The organism is Mycobacterium montefiorense (assembly GCF_025823255.1).
GTDB lineage: Bacteria > Actinomycetota > Actinomycetes > Mycobacteriales > Mycobacteriaceae > Mycobacterium > Mycobacterium montefiorense.
The window spans coordinates 947,813-965,770 of the sequence record NZ_JACKVL010000013.1; the positions used below are offsets into that span (position 1 = coordinate 947,813).

At 59.6% G+C, this 17,958-nt stretch carries 13 protein-coding genes and 1 pseudogene; 6 read left to right on the forward strand and 8 right to left on the reverse strand.

Features of this window, described 5'->3' with window-relative positions:
- Window positions 1-190: 190 nt before the first annotated feature.
- Together H7K34_RS26795 and H7K34_RS17985 are read right to left on the reverse strand one after the other, a co-directional pair.
- On the reverse strand, window positions 191-1,297 hold the full coding sequence (locus H7K34_RS26795) for a glycosyltransferase family 4 protein (RefSeq protein WP_264063342.1): 1,107 nt from the start codon (window positions 1,295-1,297) through the stop codon (window positions 191-193).
- Window positions 1,294-2,259, reverse strand: a complete 966-nt coding sequence (locus tag H7K34_RS17985) for a GDP-mannose 4,6-dehydratase (protein ID WP_264063343.1) — start codon at window positions 2,257-2,259, stop codon at window positions 1,294-1,296. Before H7K34_RS17985 ends, H7K34_RS26795 begins: the two co-directional genes overlap by 4 nt.
- Window positions 2,260-3,021: 762 nt before the next feature.
- Between H7K34_RS17985 and H7K34_RS17990 the strand changes: the two genes are divergently transcribed.
- The 5 genes from H7K34_RS17990 (at window position 3,022) to H7K34_RS18010 (ending at window position 7,794) form a co-directional block, all read left to right on the forward strand.
- Window positions 3,022-3,912: a hypothetical protein gene (locus tag H7K34_RS17990; protein WP_264063345.1), complete on the forward strand. Its 891-nt coding sequence runs from the start codon at window positions 3,022-3,024 to the stop codon at window positions 3,910-3,912.
- Window positions 3,913-4,109: 197 nt separating this feature from the next.
- Window positions 4,110-5,132 (forward strand): GDP-mannose 4,6-dehydratase, encoded by a 1,023-nt coding sequence (gmd, locus tag H7K34_RS17995; protein WP_264063346.1) that lies wholly within the window; start codon window positions 4,110-4,112, stop codon window positions 5,130-5,132.
- Between the two features lie 8 nt (window positions 5,133-5,140).
- A complete protein-coding gene (locus H7K34_RS18000) occupies window positions 5,141-6,103 on the forward strand; it encodes a GDP-L-fucose synthase family protein (RefSeq protein WP_264063348.1) in 963 nt (320 codons plus the stop codon).
- A 121-nt stretch (window positions 6,104-6,224) separates the two neighbouring features.
- Window positions 6,225-6,956: an FkbM family methyltransferase gene (locus tag H7K34_RS18005; RefSeq protein WP_264063350.1), complete on the forward strand. Its 732-nt coding sequence runs from the start codon at window positions 6,225-6,227 to the stop codon at window positions 6,954-6,956.
- A 64-nt stretch (window positions 6,957-7,020) separates the two neighbouring features.
- Window positions 7,021-7,794 carry a glycosyltransferase family 2 protein gene (locus tag H7K34_RS18010; RefSeq protein WP_264063351.1) on the forward strand — a complete coding sequence of 258 codons (774 nt, stop codon included), beginning with the start codon at window positions 7,021-7,023 and terminating at the stop codon, window positions 7,792-7,794.
- An 8-nt stretch (window positions 7,795-7,802) separates the two neighbouring features.
- On the opposite strand, the gene H7K34_RS18015 is transcribed toward H7K34_RS18010, so the two are convergent.
- The 6 genes and pseudogenes from H7K34_RS18015 to H7K34_RS18040 form a co-directional block, all read right to left on the reverse strand.
- Complete coding sequence (locus H7K34_RS18015) at window positions 7,803-8,594, reverse strand: ABC transporter permease (protein WP_264063352.1); 792 nt, start codon at window positions 8,592-8,594, stop codon at window positions 7,803-7,805.
- Window positions 8,591-9,334 (reverse strand): ABC transporter permease, encoded by a 744-nt coding sequence (locus H7K34_RS18020; RefSeq protein ID WP_264063353.1) that lies wholly within the window; start codon window positions 9,332-9,334, stop codon window positions 8,591-8,593. Before H7K34_RS18020 ends, H7K34_RS18015 begins: the two co-directional genes overlap by 4 nt.
- A complete protein-coding gene (locus tag H7K34_RS18025) occupies window positions 9,331-10,278 on the reverse strand; it encodes an ATP-binding cassette domain-containing protein (protein WP_264063354.1) in 948 nt (315 codons plus the stop codon). Before H7K34_RS18025 ends, H7K34_RS18020 begins: the two co-directional genes overlap by 4 nt.
- Before the next feature lie 167 nt (window positions 10,279-10,445).
- Window positions 10,446-13,382 carry an MMPL/RND family transporter gene (locus H7K34_RS18030; protein ID WP_264063355.1) on the reverse strand — a complete coding sequence of 979 codons (2,937 nt, stop codon included), beginning with the start codon at window positions 13,380-13,382 and terminating at the stop codon, window positions 10,446-10,448.
- 137 nt (window positions 13,383-13,519) lie between these two features.
- A pseudogene (locus H7K34_RS18035) lies at window positions 13,520-16,285 on the reverse strand (MMPL/RND family transporter); the annotation flags it as partial.
- Window positions 16,282-16,701, reverse strand: a complete 420-nt coding sequence (locus H7K34_RS18040; protein WP_108924229.1) for an MmpS family transport accessory protein — start codon at window positions 16,699-16,701, stop codon at window positions 16,282-16,284. The pseudogene H7K34_RS18035 and the gene H7K34_RS18040, both read right to left, overlap by 4 nt.
- A 1,022-nt stretch (window positions 16,702-17,723) precedes the next feature.
- Here H7K34_RS18040 and H7K34_RS18045 point away from each other — a divergent pair.
- Window positions 17,724-17,954: an MbtH family protein gene (locus tag H7K34_RS18045; RefSeq protein WP_264063357.1), complete on the forward strand. Its 231-nt coding sequence runs from the start codon at window positions 17,724-17,726 to the stop codon at window positions 17,952-17,954.
- Window positions 17,955-17,958 lie beyond the last annotated feature (4 nt).

The following is a 17,958-nucleotide window of genomic DNA, read 5'->3' on the forward strand; positions in this document are numbered from 1 at the left end:
TGTAATCGCTGGCACTGAGACTTCCCGGATCGGTCAGGATGTCCGACTTGAACGCCGGTTTCGCTGGTGGTGACCCGGTAGTGGGGGTGCATAGCATCTATCAACGCCCTGACGAAGTCGATGAATGAGGTACGGCTATCGCGATAGAATTCTCGGGTTGGTTTACATCGGTCGACAAATGAAAACGCGATCAGATGATTTCCCGATAGATTTGTGCCGTGCCGGCCGCGCACTTGTCCCAGGAAAACACGGCGGTGCGCGTGTATCCCCGTTCGCGTAGATCAGCCTGCAATTCGTCGGTGGTAACCACACGTTCAAGTACCGCCCGCAACTCTTCGTGATCGTTCGGGTCGAAATAGACGCCCGCGTCCCCGACTACTTCGGGAATCGAGCCGCCATTGCTACACACGACCGGGCAGCCATGACCCATCGCCTCAAGTGGAGGAAGCCCGAATCCCTCGTATTTTGAGGGACAGACGAACGCGGCAGCTGCCCGGTAGCGGGTGGCCAATTTCTGATCAGATCCCGACTCGTACCGCACCCGATCAGTGATGCCCAGTGCACCGATCTCTTCGTGCTCGTCGGGCAACAAGGGGGGACCGCCGAACGCGATCAGTTCGAGTTCTCGCAAGACGGGGGAGCTGGCGTAAGCTCGCAGCAGCGTGCTGAAGTTCTTGTAGCCCCGGCGATTTCCCACGTAGAGAAGGAATGGCGCGGTCTTTTGGCGATCTTCCTGCGTCGTCGTCGCGTTGGCGCCCGCGGTCATTGAGTAGCCGAGGTGGACAACGCTCGTTTTTTCCGGGTTGACGCCGTAGATACGCACGAGGTCCCGCTGGGTATTCTCGGAAATGCAGATCACATGGTCTGCCCGATCGACCGCGGCGCGTTTGGCTGCGGTCATCCGTTTGGCGTCTGGGAATTCTGCGGGGAGCAGCTCGTGGATCATGTCGTACACCGTCACCACGCGGCGCCGGCCCTTACCGACGGGCTTGGGGGCGAAGTAGGTCTCGTGGACGATGTCGGGTTTCGTTCCCCGCCACGTCCACGGTGCGACGAGCTGATTTGCCATAGGAATGACCGAAATCCCGCCGATTGTGTACGGCGGTATGTTCAGGTACCTACCGCGTGTGAAGCTGCTGCCAGAATCAGCCAGGTACTTGTTGACGTGCCATGGCGCGACGACGGAAACGTCGGAAGCGCCATGGGCCGGTAGGCGGCTCGCCAGTTCGAAGAAGTAGCGTGAAACGCCGCCATATGGTTGGAATGAGAAGATCTGGTGATCAAAGGCGACTTTCACCGGTGCTCAGCCCGATCCCACTCGGCCTCGACCATTGCCTTGACGACGTCGCTCATTCGGTAGGTGGCCGACCAGCCAAGGACTTCTCTTGCTCTGGAAGCATCGCCGCGCCCTTCGGCGAGATCCGAAGGGCGCCTTAGGGTCTTCGAGAGATCTGTATGCTCGCGCCAGTCGAGCCCCACCTGGCTGAACGCGGTAGCTGCGAACTGCTCAAGAGTAGAGCTCTCGCCGGTAGCGATCACGAAGTCAGACCCCTTGGGCTGCTGCAACATCCGCCACATCGCATCAACATATTCGGGTGCCCATCCCCAATCTCGTTTGATCTGAATGTTGCCCAGCATGAGGCGCGACCGCTCGTTACGGGCAATGCGGACAGCTGCCGCCACGATTTTCTTCGTCACGAAGCGCTCAGGGCGCAAAGGGGATTCGTGATTGAACAATATGCCGGTGCTCGCGTGGAGTCCGTATGCTTCTCTGTAGTTAGCGACGAGCCAATGCGCAGTGCTCTTCGCTACGGCGTATGGGCTGCGAGGACGAAACGGTGTCTGCTCGCTCGCCGCGCCACCCGTTGTGTCTCCGAAGCATTCGCTCGAGCCGGCACTATAAAAACGAATAGGCTTATCAAGGAAGCGGATCGCCTCAAGCAGATTGATTGTACCGACCGCGAGACTCTCGAGGGTCTCCACCGGTTGCTCGAACGACAGGCCAACCGAGCTTTGTCCGGCCAGATTGTAGATCTCTTCGGGATCGGTCTCGCGTAGTACGTTGAGCACGCTACGAAAGTCATTGGTGGCCATGGATTCCAAGTTCAAGCGGTCACGAATTCCCAGGCGCGTCAGGTTCGCGAACGTACCAATCTGTGCGTCGCGCGACGTGCCGAACACCTCATAGCCCTTGTCGAGGAGCAGGCGCGCCAAATACGCGCCGTCCTGGCCTGAAATGCCGCAGATGAGCGCTCTCAATCAAACCCTCCTGAGGTGTCTCCCGCCACGTCGGCAAACGCGGAAGGAGGCCAAACAGAACGTACGGCACGTTCTGCGTGATGAGCAAGCCAACCCACCTTAGATGCGGCGCTCACCTTATGGACCGCCGCGCACCACGGGTGCGTCGAGGGCCAAATCGTTCGCTATGCGGGCAGTCCAGCCCATGCTTCGTCCAGAGGACCGCGACTTTGCGTACTGCGGGGGCGAGGTTGCTGATCGATCTTGATAGCGCCACGTGCGCAATCACCGCCCCCGGTCGTTGAGTTAACTCCGGCCGTCACAACACCGCGGACAAGCCGCTGGTCGGACCTGTTGCGTGGGGCAGCAGCCCGCGGGGGATTGCGTTGCTCACACGTTTAGATCACGTCGCGGACCCGGGCTTCGACAAAAGCATTTCTCGACCAGTCCAAGTAGCCAGCTTCTGGTAAGCGCACTCCCATCTTGGATACCGGAGTCTTAGAACATTCCGCTTACCCCTGCGGCAGAGCGCCTTTCGCGTTCACGATGGCGAGATATCAACGTCGTCAGCGCTTCTCGACTTCGCATCGAAATCCGACTACTGGCTGGTGTTTGGCGCGGAAGCCGTTGAGTGCCTTGATATTTCAAAGAAAATTAGCGGACAGCGTGACGACCCTCAATGCCCATTGCCCCGTGGGCCGATGCTTTGCTAAGAATAGAGTTGCTGACTCAGTGCTCACGGATCCGGCCGCGACGGGTGTAGGCAGCGGGAATAGGACTCACGTGGAACTCAATCTCAATCCGCTGGCCCTCCTCGCGCAAGCCCTGACGGCGGGCGAAGCTAGGCAGCGCACTCTGATTGGCCGCGGGCTCACGTGGCAGGTGCGTGAACGGGAAGTGGTCAACGGCCTGGCCGACGTGGAATTCTCGGTGTTCAGTCAATTCGGCGACGACGGCATCATTCAGTGGCTCATCCATCGGCTTTCGGGATTGAGCGAGACCTTCGTAGAGTTCGGTGTCGGGGACTATCGAGAGTCCAACACTCGATTCCTGCTGCTGAACGACAACTGGCGCGGACTGGTGATGGATAGCTCCGATCGGAACGTCGCTGTCATCAAGCGCGACGAAATCTCGTGGCGCCATGATCTTCAGAGCGCCTGCACCTTCGTGACGGTAGAAAATATCAACCAATTGATGCTGGATCATGGGTTCGAAGGCGAGATCGGGCTTCTTCATATCGACATTGATGGCAACGACTACTGGGTCTGGCGTGGCCTGGATGCCGTACGACCCGCGATCGCGATCATGGAGTACAACAGCGTGTTCGGCGCCGAACGAGCGATCACGATCCCTTACGACCCGAATTTCAGTAGAGCGCGCATCAACAATCTGTACTTCGGCGCCTCGCTGCCGGCTATGTGCGACCTCGCTAATTCCAAGGGATATGACTTTGTCGGCAGCAACAGTGCAGGGAACAACGCTTATTTCGTTCGCTCCGACCTGCAGCACGGACTCAAGGTCCTGACCGCTGCGGAGGGCTACGTGACATCGAAGTTCGCCGAGTCCAGGGACAGCAAGGGCCGGCTGACTTATCTGCGAGGCGAGCGGCGACTGGCTTCCCTAAAAGGATTGCCCGTGGTCAATACTCAGACGAACGCCGAAGAGAAGCTCTGAGCCGCGGCCTGGAAGCGCATCATTCGCAGCCGCCGTGGCGATCAGTGGGCCCATCGCTCAACGTCTCTAGCCCGCGACATTTACTATGAGTCGACAGCGGGGCCTTACCGATTCAGCAACGTGAGGAGTGAAGCGGCCGCGATGATGAGATGCCGGACATTTGGTGATGAGGACGCGTCGACCCCGGGGGGATTCTGATGAAGCGAGCGTTGATCACCGGAATCACCGGCCAGGACGGCTCCTACCTCGCTGAACTGCTGCTGGGGAAGGGGTATGAAGTTCACGGGCTGATCCGTCGAGCTTCGACCTTCAACACGTCGCGGATCGACCACCTATACGTCGACCCGCATCAATCGGATGCGCGTTTGTTCCTGCACTACGGCGACCTCACTGACGGCACCCGGTTGGTCACGCTGCTGAGCACGATCGAGCCCGACGAGGTCTACAACCTCGCGGCGCAGTCCCACGTGCGCGTCAGCTTCGACGAACCGGTGCACACGGGTGACACCACCGGCATGGGATCGATGCGGTTGCTCGACGCCGTTCGCCTGTCCAAGGTGGATTGCCGGTTCTATCAGGCGTCGTCGTCAGAGATGTTCGGCGCGTCGCCGCCACCTCAGAGCGAACAGACGCCGTTCTATCCGCGCTCGCCGTACGGCGCGGCAAAGGTCTACTCGTACTGGGTAACGCGCAATTATCGCGAGGCTTACGGGATGTTCGCGGTCAACGGCATCCTGTTCAATCACGAATCACCCAGGCGTGGAGAAACTTTCGTGACCCGGAAAATCACCCGGGCGGTGGCGCGGATCAAGGCCGGAGTTCAGGAAGACCTCTACTTGGGCAACCTCGATGCCATCCGCGACTGGGGATACGCACCCGAGTATGTCGAAGGAATGTGGCGGATGCTGCAGGCCGCCGAACCGGACGACTTCGTTCTCGCGACAGGGCGCGGGTACAACGTTCGCGATTTTGTCGTGGCTGCATTCGAGCATGTCGGACTCGACTGGCAGAAGTACGTGAAATTCGACGAGCGCTATCTGCGTCCCACCGAAGTCGATTCGCTGATCGGCGACGCGACCAAAGCCGCCCAGGTGCTTGGGTGGAAGGCAGCGGTCCACACGGGCGAGCTCGCCCGCATCATGGTGGACGCGGACATTGCGGCACTGGAGTGCGACGGTAAGCCCTGGATTGACAAGCCGGCCCTGCCAGGTTGGGGCTGAGCGGGGGGATGGGTACATCAGCCGGCGTCCTCGACCGGGCAGCGCCCGTTTACATTGCAGGACACCGCGGTTTGGTTGGATCCGCTTTGTTGCGCGGCCTCCAGGCCGCGGGGTTCACCAATGTCGTGGTGCGGTCGCACGCCGAACTCGACCTGACCGATCGGGCCGCGACGTTCGACTTCATCCTGGGCGCTCGGCCCCAGCTGGTGATCGACGCGGCAGCGCGGGTCGGCGGCATCATGGCAAACCACACCTATCCGGCTGAATTCCTGTCCGAAAACCTGCAGATCCAGGTCAATCTGCTCGATGCCGCCGTCGCCGCGCGCGTGCCGCGGCTGCTGTTCCTCGGATCTTCCTGCATATACCCGAAATTCGCACCGCAGCCGATCAAGGAGGCCTCGCTGCTCACTGGGCCGCTGGAGCCGACCAACGATGCTTACGCGATTGCCAAGATCGCCGGCATTCTCCAGGTCCAAGCAGTGCGGCGTCAGCACGGGCTGGCCTGGATCTCGGCGATGCCCACCAATCTGTACGGGCCGGGTGACAACTTTTCCCCGACTAACTCGCATCTCTTGCCGGCGCTCATCCAGAGGTATGAGGAAGCCAAAGCCAGCGGTGCGGCGGAGGTGACGAACTGGGGGAGCGGAACTCCGCGGCGCGAGTTGCTGCACGTCGACGACCTCGCGAGTGCGTGCCTGCACCTACTGGAACACTTCGATGGTCCCGAGCACGTCAACGTCGGGACCGGTATCGACCACACCATCAGCGAGATCGCCGACATGGTAGCAGCCGCGGTGGGCTATACAGGCGAAACACGTTGGGATCCAACGAAACCGGACGGGACACCGCGCAAGGTGCTGGATATATCGGTGTTACGTCAGGCGGGCTGGCTGCCCCGGATCGCGCTGCGAGAGGGTATCGAGGCCACGGTGGCGTGGTACCGCGCCAGCGCCGGTGCGGTGCGGAGATGACATCGTGGCTCGCGCGGTGCCAGGCGTCCACTCGCATCGGCGTTAGTCTTTGTTCGTATTCGAATCGCTCCGTTGTTGGAGGATCTATTCCCCTCACATATGCGCATGTTAGTGTCACACAATGCAATTACTAAATCGTGCCGGCTTGATTGCACGTGCCGTCGCACTTCAGGTGTCGCGTTCCTATTCTGATCGGGACCTGAAACGCCATTTTGTCAAACATCTCGATTCGCATCAGGTAAACGTTGTATTTGATATCGGTGCTAATTCTGGCCAATATGCAGCCGGTCTTCGTAAGGCGGGTTTCAACGGGCGGCTGATATCGTTCGAGCCGCTGGCGGAACCGTTTTCGCGGTTGCAGAGCAACGCATCCAAGGATCCGCTCTGGGAGATCCGACGTTGTGCGCTGGGGGATACCGAGGGGACGATCTCGGTCAATGTCGCAGGCAATGCCGGCGAAAGTAGTTCTGTCCTCCCGATGCTGAAACGCCACCAGGATGCCTATCCGCCGGCAAACTACGTCGGTACCGAAGAGGTGCCCATACATCGGCTGGATGACGTGGCGTCGGAAATCCTCAAGCCGACCGACAAGGCTTTTCTCAAGATTGACGTGCAAGGATTCGAACAACATGTACTTGCCGGTGGCGAATCAACGATCAATAATCGCTGCGTCGGCATGCAACTCGAGCTGTCGTTCCTGCCGCTTTACGAAGGCGGCATGCTAATAAATCAAGCGCTCGATCTCGTATATTCCATGGGCTTTACTTTGACCGGCCTGTTGCCGTGTTTCGTCGATCCGCGGGATGGTCAGATGTTGCAGGCGGATGGCATCTTTTTCCGGCAGAGCGAATGAGTGAAGCCGCGGGTGCTCGATTGAGGCGCACGCCCGGTTGGACGCTGCTAACGTGGCTAGCGCCATGACTGCGCCGATGTTTTCCATCATCGTTCCCACCTTCAATACCGCCTCGACCCTCGACGCCTGCCTCCGCAGCATTGTTGGCCAGACCTGCAACGACTTCGAGGTGGTCTTGGTGGACGGTGGTTCCACGGATGGCACCCTCGACACCGTGAAAACCTTTGCCTCCGAGCTTGATACGCGTCTGGTGAGCCATTCCGGTCCTGACGACGGGCCCTACGACGCGATGAATCGCGGAGTGGACATGGCGAGTGGCTCCTGGGTGCTTTTCCTGGGCGCCGACGACGTTCTGTACGAAGCTGACACGCTGGCCCGGGTGGCGGCTTTCATTGACGGGCACGACTCCGCCGGTCTGGTGTACGGCGATGTGATCAACCGGTCAACTGGGACCCGCCACGCCGGCGAATTCGACCTCGACCGTCTGTTGTTCGAGACGAATATGTGCCACCAGGCGATTTTCTATCGTCGCGAGCTTTTCGCCGGTATCGGCCCCTACAACCTCAGGTATCGCATCTGGGCCGACTGGGACTTCAACATTCGCTGCCTGTCCAACCCCGCGTTAGTCACCCGGTACATGGATATTGTCGTCACGCTGTACAACGATGTCACCGGGATCAGCAGCGCTGTCGACAAAGAGTTCAGAAAGCGGCTGCCGATATTCTTTTGGGCTGCGGCCGCCGAGATTTCCGGCCGGACGCTGGCGTTGTTCAAGCAGAAGGAAGTCCGCCAGGCGGTATTTCGCCAATGGCTGGTCAGATTCAAGGCCAGGAGCTAGGGCAGGCCTCAGCCACCGGCCTCGGCGGCGCGCTGATAGCCCCGCACGGCCAAGGGCGCGAACACCGCGGCAAGCACGACCGTCCACAGCAGAGTTATTCCGAGGGGCACCAGCAGCGGACCGCCAAGCGCTAAGGACCGCATCGCCTCAACCGGTGGCGATATCGGCTGTACGCGAACAAATGGCTGGAGCCAACTCGGGTACATCCCGATCGGAGTGGTACCGGGGTTAAGGAAAGCCAGCGTCACAGTTCCGCCCGCCAACCACGTCATAATGCTGGGCCCTTTGCTCCTGACAACCGCGGTCGTGACCACTGTCGTGAACCCGACGACCATGATCGACGGGACCAGAAGGTACAACAGGGCGGTGGCCCAGCCATGGGCGAAACGCAGTCCCATCGCCACGCCAAGTGCAGTGATGACGGTCGTTCCAATGAGCGCGCGCACGATCTCGGCGGTCAGACGTCCGGTAAGTGCACTGATCCGGTGGACTGGCAAAACCCACATGCGGGTAAGCAGCCTCGACTGCCGGTCGACTGTGATGCCGACGGCATTGCCCAAGGCGCCGAACAGGGCCGACAACACCGAACAGACGGGTACCAACCCGTATACGCTCTCGACGCCGGTGACTTTGTGCACCTGCGGGCCAAGGATCGCCTGATAAAGAAGGAGTAGACAGACCGGAAAGAATATCGACCCCAGCAGCACCGGGCGGTCACGCCGCCACCGGACCAGGAGTCGACTGGCTTGCACCCAAGTCTGAGAGAGAAGCGAGTGCCGCGCCCCCGTCTCGGAGGTCACGAACTGCGCCTTTGCATCCGAAGCGTGATCGCCCCGAACACCAACACCATGCCGATGCACCACGTCAAGGTGATTGCGGCGTTGTCGACAGCGACGTGCCCGGCGCCGAGGCCGCGCAGCGTTTCGGCAACCTGTGACACCGGCTGGTTGCGCACCACTGGGCGCAACCAGCTCGGGAAGGTCTTCTCCGGGGCGATTCCGGTGGACAGCATGAACAGCAACAATTGGGGGATGAATAGCATGTAGCTCGCGCCCTGGAGACTGTTCGAGCTCGAGCCCAGCGCATCAGCGCCCAACCCGACGCCCAGGCACAGCAGCAACGCTATGAGGACGAAGGCCGTCGCGTATCCCGCCCCGCCGGTAAACCGGAATCCGAAACCGAAGCCGGTGGCCACTGCCACTGAGAGCGCAAGCGCAGCCCGGATCTGAGTGGCAGCCATGCGGGCGGTAACCGGGGCAATCGCCGCAATCGGCAGGGTGCGTAGCCGCTCGCCGAGTCCACTGAGGTGGTCACGTACCGCGCGGTCAGCGGTCATCAGCCCGACAAAGATCATCGATTGGACGACCACCGCCGGGACCAGATACTGGGAATAAGTCACGTTGCCGGTTTCGATCAGGCCACGCAGCGCCACGCTGAAACCCGCCAAGTAGGCGACTGGCGACACCACCTCGAAGATGATCTCGCCATCCCGCGCCGATGACAGCAGCGAACGTTCGGTAAGGGCGGCCAAAGCGGTCATGGGCGGGCGGTGGTCCGCTCGGTGATATGCAGGAACGCCTCGTCGAGTGAAGGCTTGCGCAGCGAGATGTCGGCGAGTTCGATGCCGAGGGCATCAACTCGGCGAAAGACATCGGCGAGTGTGGTTACTCCTTCGGGAGCGACCACCGACACCGAGTTGGTGTCGACGTCGACGTCGACGCCGTCTAGTCCTGTCAGGGCAGCCGCGACCTGGGGCAAGTCGGCGGGATTCGCCGGGCTCACTTGGCAGTAGTCGGCACCGACCCGACGTTTGAGGTCCTCGGCGGTACCGCTGGCGATCACCTGGCCGTGGTCGATCACGACGACTGAGTCACTCAGTACGTCGGCCTCTTCTAGGTACTGCGTAGTCAGTAGCACGGTGACCCCCTGCTCGGCCAGCGAGCTCACTAGGGCCCACACGTCGCGGCGGCTGCGCGGGTCGAGGCCCACCGTCGGCTCGTCAAGGAAAAGCACCTTCGGTCGCACCATCAATGCTGCGGCGAGGTCAACGCGACGCATCATGCCGCCGGAGTATGTGCCCGCTGCGCGGTCCGCGGCTTCGACTAGGTCGAACTGCTCGATCAACTCGTCCGCGCGAGCCTTCGCTTCCCGGCGACGTTGGCCTCGCAGCCTGCCGAACAAGACGAGGTTCTCCCGGCCGGTGAGCAGAAAGTCCAAGGCAATGAATTGCCCCGCTATCGCGATGCTGGCGCGCACTTGAGCGGGTCGGCGGGCAATATCGTGTCCGACAATGGTGGCCCGGCCCGAAGTCGGGCGTATCAGCGTGGACAGAATATTGATCGAGGTGGTCTTGCCGGCGCCATTGTGGCCGAGCAGACCGCACACTGTTCCTGGTGGGACAGAGAAGCTAACACCATTGAGCGCAGGCGTGTTTCGCCCGAAGGTCTTAGAGAGGCCGTCGACTTCGATCGCCAGTGAGCTCACAGTAGGGAGTATTCCATGGTGGGTGCCGGTGTGTTGTCGGTATCGGTGTTACATGGTCTGGGACAGTGGTTTTCGATGGCCTCTGCAAAACGGCTTGTACGCATCCACCTGCAAATTCTTAGCCAAATGCCCTCAAGCTTTTCCGCGTTCGCAATCGGTATCGTCAATTAAACCGATTGCCTTGGGATCTCGGCCGTGGGCGCGTCGTCAGGGTGCTCCTCGCCTAGCAAGGCACGTACCATGGGGCGGGATCCTTCGGGCCGCAGCATCTGACTGGACGGGCGCGGACGAACGACTTGTGGCCACCAGAACCAACGTCCAAGCAGCGCGGCGATTGTGGGGGTCATGAATGAGCGCACAATCAGCGTGTCGAACAGCAGGCCCAGACCGATAGTCGTACCGACCTGGCCGATGATTCGCAGATCGCTGGACGCCATCGACGCCATCGTGAAAGCGAACACCAGACCGGCGTTCGTCACGACCTTGCCGGTACCGCCCATGGCGCGAATGATGCCGGTATTGATGCCCGCGCCTATTTCCTCTTTCATTCGGGACACCAGCAGCAGGTTGTAGTCCGACCCCACCGCGAGAAGCACGATCACTGACATCGGCAGGACCATCCAGTACAACTTGATGCCCAGGATGTACTGCCAGATCAGTACCGAGAGCCCGAACGACGAGCCGAGCGAGAGTGCGACCGTACCCACGATGACTAAGGCGGCGACAAAGCTGCGCGTGATGATCAGCATGATCGTGAAAATCAGGCAGAGAGCGCCGATGCCCGCGATGAAGAGGTCGAATTTAGAGCCGTCTTTGAAGTCCTTGAAGGTCGACGCGGTGCCGGCGAGCCAGATCTTGGAGCCTTCGAGGGGCGTCGTTTTGAGCGCCTCCTCGGCTGCCGTCCGGATCCTGTCCACCCGTGCCACGCTTTCGGGCGATGCCGGGTCGCCCTTGTGGGAAATGATGAATCGGGCGGCTTTCCCGTCGGGTGACAGGAATTGCGTCATCGCCTTCTGGAAGTCCGGATTTTTGAAAACCTCGGGTGGCAGATAGAAGGAATCGTCATTCCTGGAGGCATCGAATGCCTGGCCCATAGTGGTGGCATCTTTGTTGTCGACGTCCACCTGGCCGACGATCCCAGACATCGTGCTGTGCATAGTCTGCGTCGTGGTTTTGAAGAACTGCATGGACGCGATCATCTGCGGGTACATTTCGAGTAACTGTGGCAGCAACGTGTCCATTTTGCGGAGATCGATCAGTAAATCACCGACTTTTTCACTCAGCTCATCGATACCATCGAGCAGGTCAAATATTGACCTCAGGGACCAGCAAATTGGGATATCAAAGCAATGCTTTTCCCAGTAGAAGTAGCTTTTGATGGGTCGAAGGAAATCCTCGAAATCTGCGAAATGGTTTCTTAATTCGTACAAGATCTGGGTCATCTCGGCGGTCTTGGTGATCGAGTCATGCGTAAGGGCAGTGAGCTCTTTCTGTAATGCGTAAAGACGTTTCATCGACGCCATTTGTACATCCATCATGCGGATCTGCTCGAGCATGTCGTCCATGCGCGCCTTGATATATTTTATATTTTGAGTCTGGGCCGAGTTCTGCATGCTGAGCATGAAGGGGATTGAGGTGTGTTCAATCGGGGTTCCCTCGGGCCTGGTTATGCCCTGAACCCGAGCAATCCCCGGGACTCTAAAGATCCCCCGGGCCAACCTGTGTAGGACGATGAAATCGGCCGGATTGCGCATATCGTGATCAGATTCGATCATTAGAATCTCGGGCAACATACGCGCTTGGGAGAAGTGACGGTCAGCGGCCGCATAGCCGACATTCGCTGGAATATCGTCGGGCATGTAGAGCCGGTTGTTGTAGCTCGTTTGGTAACCCGGCAGTGTGACCAAGCCGACCAGCGCGACGGCGATCGTGGCGACCAGAATCGGGATCGGCCAGCGGACAATTGACGTGCCGATCCGGCGCCACCGACCAAAGCGGATCGCTCGCGTGGGATCGAGTAGCCCGAAGCGGCCTCCAATGGTCAGGACTGCCGGCACCAACGTCAGCGCGATGACAACGGAAACGACCAAGCCGATGGCGCAAGGCACGCCCATGGTCTGGAAGATCGGCATTCGGGTAAAGCTCAGGCACAACATCGCTCCGGCGATCGTCAAGCCGGACCCCAAGACAACGGGAACGACCCCGCGGAAGGTGCTGTAGTAGGCGGTTTCCCGATCCTCGCCGGCTTGGCGTGCCTCTTGATATCGGCCGAAGAAGAAGATCCCGTAGTCCGTTCCGGCCGCCATCGCAAGGGCGACCAGCAGGTTGACGGCGAATGTCGACAACTGCACGAGACTGTTATCGCCGAGAAACGCGACGATTCCGCGGGCCGCGAGTACCTCGACCCCGACGGTGATCAACAATAGGATCGTCGTGATGATCGACCGGTAGACGAAAAGTAGCACCACGAAAATGATCGCCGCGCCTACCGCGGTCATCTTCAGGATCGATCTATCGCCAGCCTCTTGCATGTCCGAGAACAGCGCAGACGGACCGGTGACATAAGCCTTGATCCCAGCAGGGGGCGGATTTTTCGCAAGAATGTCTCGGACGGCGGCGATCGAGTCTTGGCCCTGCGTCGTGCCCTGGTTGCCGGCCAGATTCATTTGGACGTATACGGCCTTGCTGTCGGCACTTTGTGCACCCGCCGAGGTCAGTCGGTCGCCCCACAAATCCTGCACATGTTCGACATGTTTTGTGTCGGCCTTGAGCACCCGCATCAATTTGTCGTAGTACCTGTGCGCGTTGTCGCCGAGCTCGTTTTGCCCCTCGATCACGAGCATGACAAAGCTATCCGAGTCGGACTCTTTGAAGACCTTGCCCATGCGCATCATGGCCTGCACCGCCGGCGCATCCTGGGGAGCCAGCGGCACTGAATGCTCTCGGCCCACCCGCTCCAGCGACGGAACTCCGAAGGTGACCAGCAGGGTCAGCGCGATCCACCCCAGGACAAAGAGCAGCGAAAGATTGCGGAGCGTCCGTGCCACGAACGGCTTCTGAACCGGGGGCTCAGGGTGTTCGGTAGCTGTAGGTTCCGTGGTCATGTCGCGTCTCACCGCGTTTCTTTCAGCAGCAGCGAACGTACTAACGGGCGGGACCCCAGCGGGCGCAGCATCTGGCTTGCGGGCCGGGTGCGCACCTGCTGCGGCCACCAGAACCAGCGCCCCAGCAACGCCGCGACGGCCGGTGTCATGAAGGCACGCACCACCAGGGTGTCGAAGAGCAGACCCATCCCGATGGTGGTGCCCAGCTGGGCGATGCTGCGCAGGTCGCTGACGGCCATCGACGCCATTGTGAATGCGAACACCAGGCCAGCATTGGTGACGACCTTTCCGGTGCCCGCCATGGCGCGGATGATGCCGGTGTGGATGCCGGCGGCCAGCTCCTCTTTCATCCGGGAGACAAGTAACAAGTTGTAGTCAGAGCCCACGGCCAAAAGGACGATCACGGACATCGAAAGTACGGTCCAGTGGATTTGCAGGCCCAGTAAATATTGCCAAACCAGGATGGACATCCCGAAGGACGCCCCCAACGAAAGCAATACCGTCCCCACGATCACCAGCGCGGCGAAAAAACTTCGCGTCATGATCAGCATGATGATGAAAATAAGACATAGGGCCGCGACGCCGGCGATCAAGAGATCGTATTTGGCGCCGTCGACTAAGTCCTTCACCACAGCTGCGGTTCCGGTGAGGTAAATCTTGGAGTCTTCTAGCGGAGTGCCCTTCAGCGACTCCTCAGCGGCTGTTCTGATCGGCTCTACGCGCGAGAGGCCCTCAGGTGTTGCCGGATCGCCCTTTTGTGAAATAAGCATCCGGGCGTTCTTGCCGTCCGGCGACAGGAAGATCTTCATGACCCGTTTGAAGGCATCCGAACTTTCGATAATGCCCGGCGGCAGATAAAAACTATCGTCGTTTTTGGAGCTGTCGTACGCCTGGCCCATCGCATTCGGGTTTTGGCCGCCGTTCACCTCCATCTGGCCCATGGTCCCCTGCATGGTGCTATGCATGGTGAGCATCATTGTCCGCATACTCTGCATAGTTTCGATCATCTGCGGGATCTGTATGATTATCTGCGGCAACAGCAGATCGAGTTTATCGAGGTCGACCACTAGTTCGGTGAACTTGTCATTGACTTCGTCGACGCCGTCGATGGCATCGAAGACGGATCTAATCGCATAGCAGACGGGAATGTCGTAGCAATGCTTTTCCCAATAGAAATAGCTACGCAGAGGCCTGTAAAAATCTTCGAAGTCGGAAGCGCGATCCCGCAATTCCGCCGTAACTTTCTGAATTTCATGCGTTCGCGCGACCATGTCATGCGTCGTCGCGGTAAGTTCTTTCATCACACCTAGCATGTGTTGCATCAGGGCAATCATCTTGCCCATTTCCGCCGCCTGTTTCAGCATGTCATTCATGCGGTCCTTCTGGAACGCCATATTTGTCAGCTGAGATGACTGTGACATGCTCATGATGTACGGAATGCTGGTATGCGCGAGCGCTGTTCCCTCCGGCCGGGTAACGCTCTGAACCGTAGAGATTCCGGGCACTGCGAGAATGCCCTTAGCTAATTGATTCAATACCAGCATATCGGTAGAATTGCGCAGGTCGTGATCGGCTTCTACTAAAAGAATTTCCGGCATCATCATTCGCGACTCAGGAAAGTGTCGCGCCGCTGCCGCATTTCCTACGCTGGCGGGGATATTCTCGGGGATAAACTTCTGATCGTCGTAGCTGGGATTGTATCCGGGTAGCGTCAGCAGACCGATGAGGGCAACCGCTACCGTGGAGATGAGAATGGGTGTCGGCCAGCGAACTATCGCTGTACCAATTCGTCGCCAGCCGCGAACCTGGAGCTTCCGTTTCGGTTCGAAAAGGCCGAAACGGCCTCCAACAGCCAGAAGTGCGGGCGCGAGCGTGAGCGCCACCAGGACCGCGACTGCGATGCCCACGGCATTGGGAAGCCCGAGCGGTTGGAAATAAGGGAGCCGGGTAAAGCTCAGGCAAAGCACCGCCCCGGCAATCGTCAAACCGGACGCCAGGACAACCTTGGCAACGCTACTGAACGTGGTATAGAAAGCGGCTTCGCGATCTTCGCCAGCCTGTCGGGCTTCCTGATACCGCCCAACAAAAAATATTCCATAGTCAGTACCGGTGGCGATGACGGCGGCCACCAGCAGGTTAACGGCAAACGTGGTGAGCCCGAGGAGGCCGTGATAGCCCAGCAAGGCGACCATTCCGCGCGAGACTGTCAATTGCAGCCCGACCATCACCAACAAAAGAATGACGGTGAAAAGCGAGCGATAGACGAGCAGCAGCATAATGAAGATCACTGAAAGGCTGGCCAAGGTGACCGTTGTGACAGTCTCCTGACCTGCCTTATTCATGTCCGCGACGGTTGCTGCCGGGCCGGTCACGTAAACGTGAAGTCCGTTCGGCGCAGCCAATTCCGCCACGACGTTCCGGATGACCTGTACCGATTCGTCCCCCGCGGCCGCGCCCTGGCCGCCGTTGATGTTCAACTGCACATACGCGGCTTTGCCGTCAATGCTTTGCGCGGCGGCAGCCGTGACCGGGTCACCCCAAAAATTCTGGACGTGTTGAACGTGTTTGGTATCGGCTTCCAGCCGACGGACCAACTCGTCGTAATACTGGTGGTCCTGTTGGCCGAGGGGCCTGTCTGCCTCCAAGACGATCATCGCCAAAGCGCCCGAATTGGATTCCTTGAAATCCTGGCCGAGGCGCAGCATTGCTTTGAAAGATGGCGCGTCAATGGGGGTCAGCGATACAGAATGTTGTTGCTCGACGACCTCCAGCGGAGGGACACCTATCGTCACGAAGACGGCGAAACCCAGCCATCCCAGGATGATGAGTATGGAAAACCGGTGGATCGTCCGCGCCACGAAGGGCCGCGCGGGCCGCTCCGTGCCGATGTTTTCGTCGCTCATGCCGCCGTTAGCACGCAGTACGTGAAGGCGTTCACTTCGTGGGACACCTTCTCGGACTTGACGGTGCCATCGACGATGATGCGGCAGCCGATCGTATCGGTATCACCTTGCGCCACTACGTTTCCCACGATTGACGGAAGCGTCGTCGATAGATCCATCGACCACGGCAGAGTGACGGCGTTGATGTGCTGCGGGTCGGCATTGACATCGAAATAGCTGATATCGGCCACGGTCCCGGGCGCGCCGAAAACCTCGTACTTCAGATGCTTGGGGTTAAACGGCTTGCTGTCTTTGACCCTGGTGTCGGCGTACGACTGTCGCTTCTCAGAGCCGAATATCCCGTGCAACCGGGAGACCGTGAATCCGCCGGCAGTCAGCACCGCAACGATGAGCAGTGGAATCCAGATTCGCCCCAGCAGCCTGAATGCTCCAGTTCCCGCGTTGCGGCCGCCTTTTCGCGGGCCGTCGGGCGGTTGAGAACCCGGCGACGACTGGCGACCAAACCGCCCGAAGCGACCGGAGGGCTGACCAACGTCATGGTTACCCCCGGCGGCGGCGTCGGACCGGGCTCGAACGTCGTGTTCGACCACCGCACCCCCTTCAACCCGTTCCTGGACTCGCTGTTTCAAGCGCTTAAACATGTACCCACACTTCGATCGCACCACGCCAGACCTGCGGCGGTCGTCTCATACGAGTGGCGTTCGGCGAGTGCGATCAGATCTTGATGAGTAAACCATGCCATTGGCTCCGACATCAGATCTTTCGTAACCTGGTATGTGATCGTTACTGGAACCGCCAGCGTAGTGGCACGCTACCAAATCTGCCGAATCCCCCGAACGGCAGGGGTTGTATGCGTCATTGTCCCGAGCAATGGTGATTGATATTACATTCCCGTGCGATCCCGTGCAGTAAGCGACCATCCGCTGAAGGCTAGGGCATGGCCAGCTAACGAAGTGTTGGTGGTGCGTAAGCGTGTGATTTGTGGTCTTAAGAACGATTCTGGCGATCCCGTCTTGCCGCTAAGGCGAGGCTCGCCTAGGCGCTCGATGGAATGGGCGTGCGGGGGCTGATAGCTACCTTGCGGTCCTCGCGTTTACCCGGCACGGTATTCGGTCTGATCTGCGGAGCCCCGCGGTGGTCGGGTGTGGCGGGTTTGGCTCCCCGCAACTAACGAGCAAGGAGACCGTCGCTCGGTCGTCTGTTCGGCGCCGGTACCGTACTCTGGGCAGTCGACAGACAGCCAATGCCGTCACTGCAGGTCACTGCACTCGAAGGCGTCAACGCCCGCGCGTTGCGTCGGCGCACCCAATTGCCAAGAGGTGTCACGAGTGCTTAACAGATCACATCGGGAACTTTGTCCAAACGCCCGACCGAGCCTGTTGGCCTCCAGTATGGTTTGGAACGACCCCACCTATATCGAGAGAACGCCTGGAGAACTGTGAGCACCAATCCGTTCGACGACGATAATGGCAGTTTTTTCGTCTTGGTCAATGACGAAGAGCAACACAGCCTGTGGCCTACCTTCGCCGATGTTCCCACGGGGTGGAGGGTGGTATACGGCGAAGCCGACCGTGCGGCGTGCCTTGACTACATCGAGCAGAACTGGCCCGATATCCGGCCGAAGAGTCTGCGCGAGCGGCTGGCAGCGGGTCGGAGTTTTGATAAGTAAACCG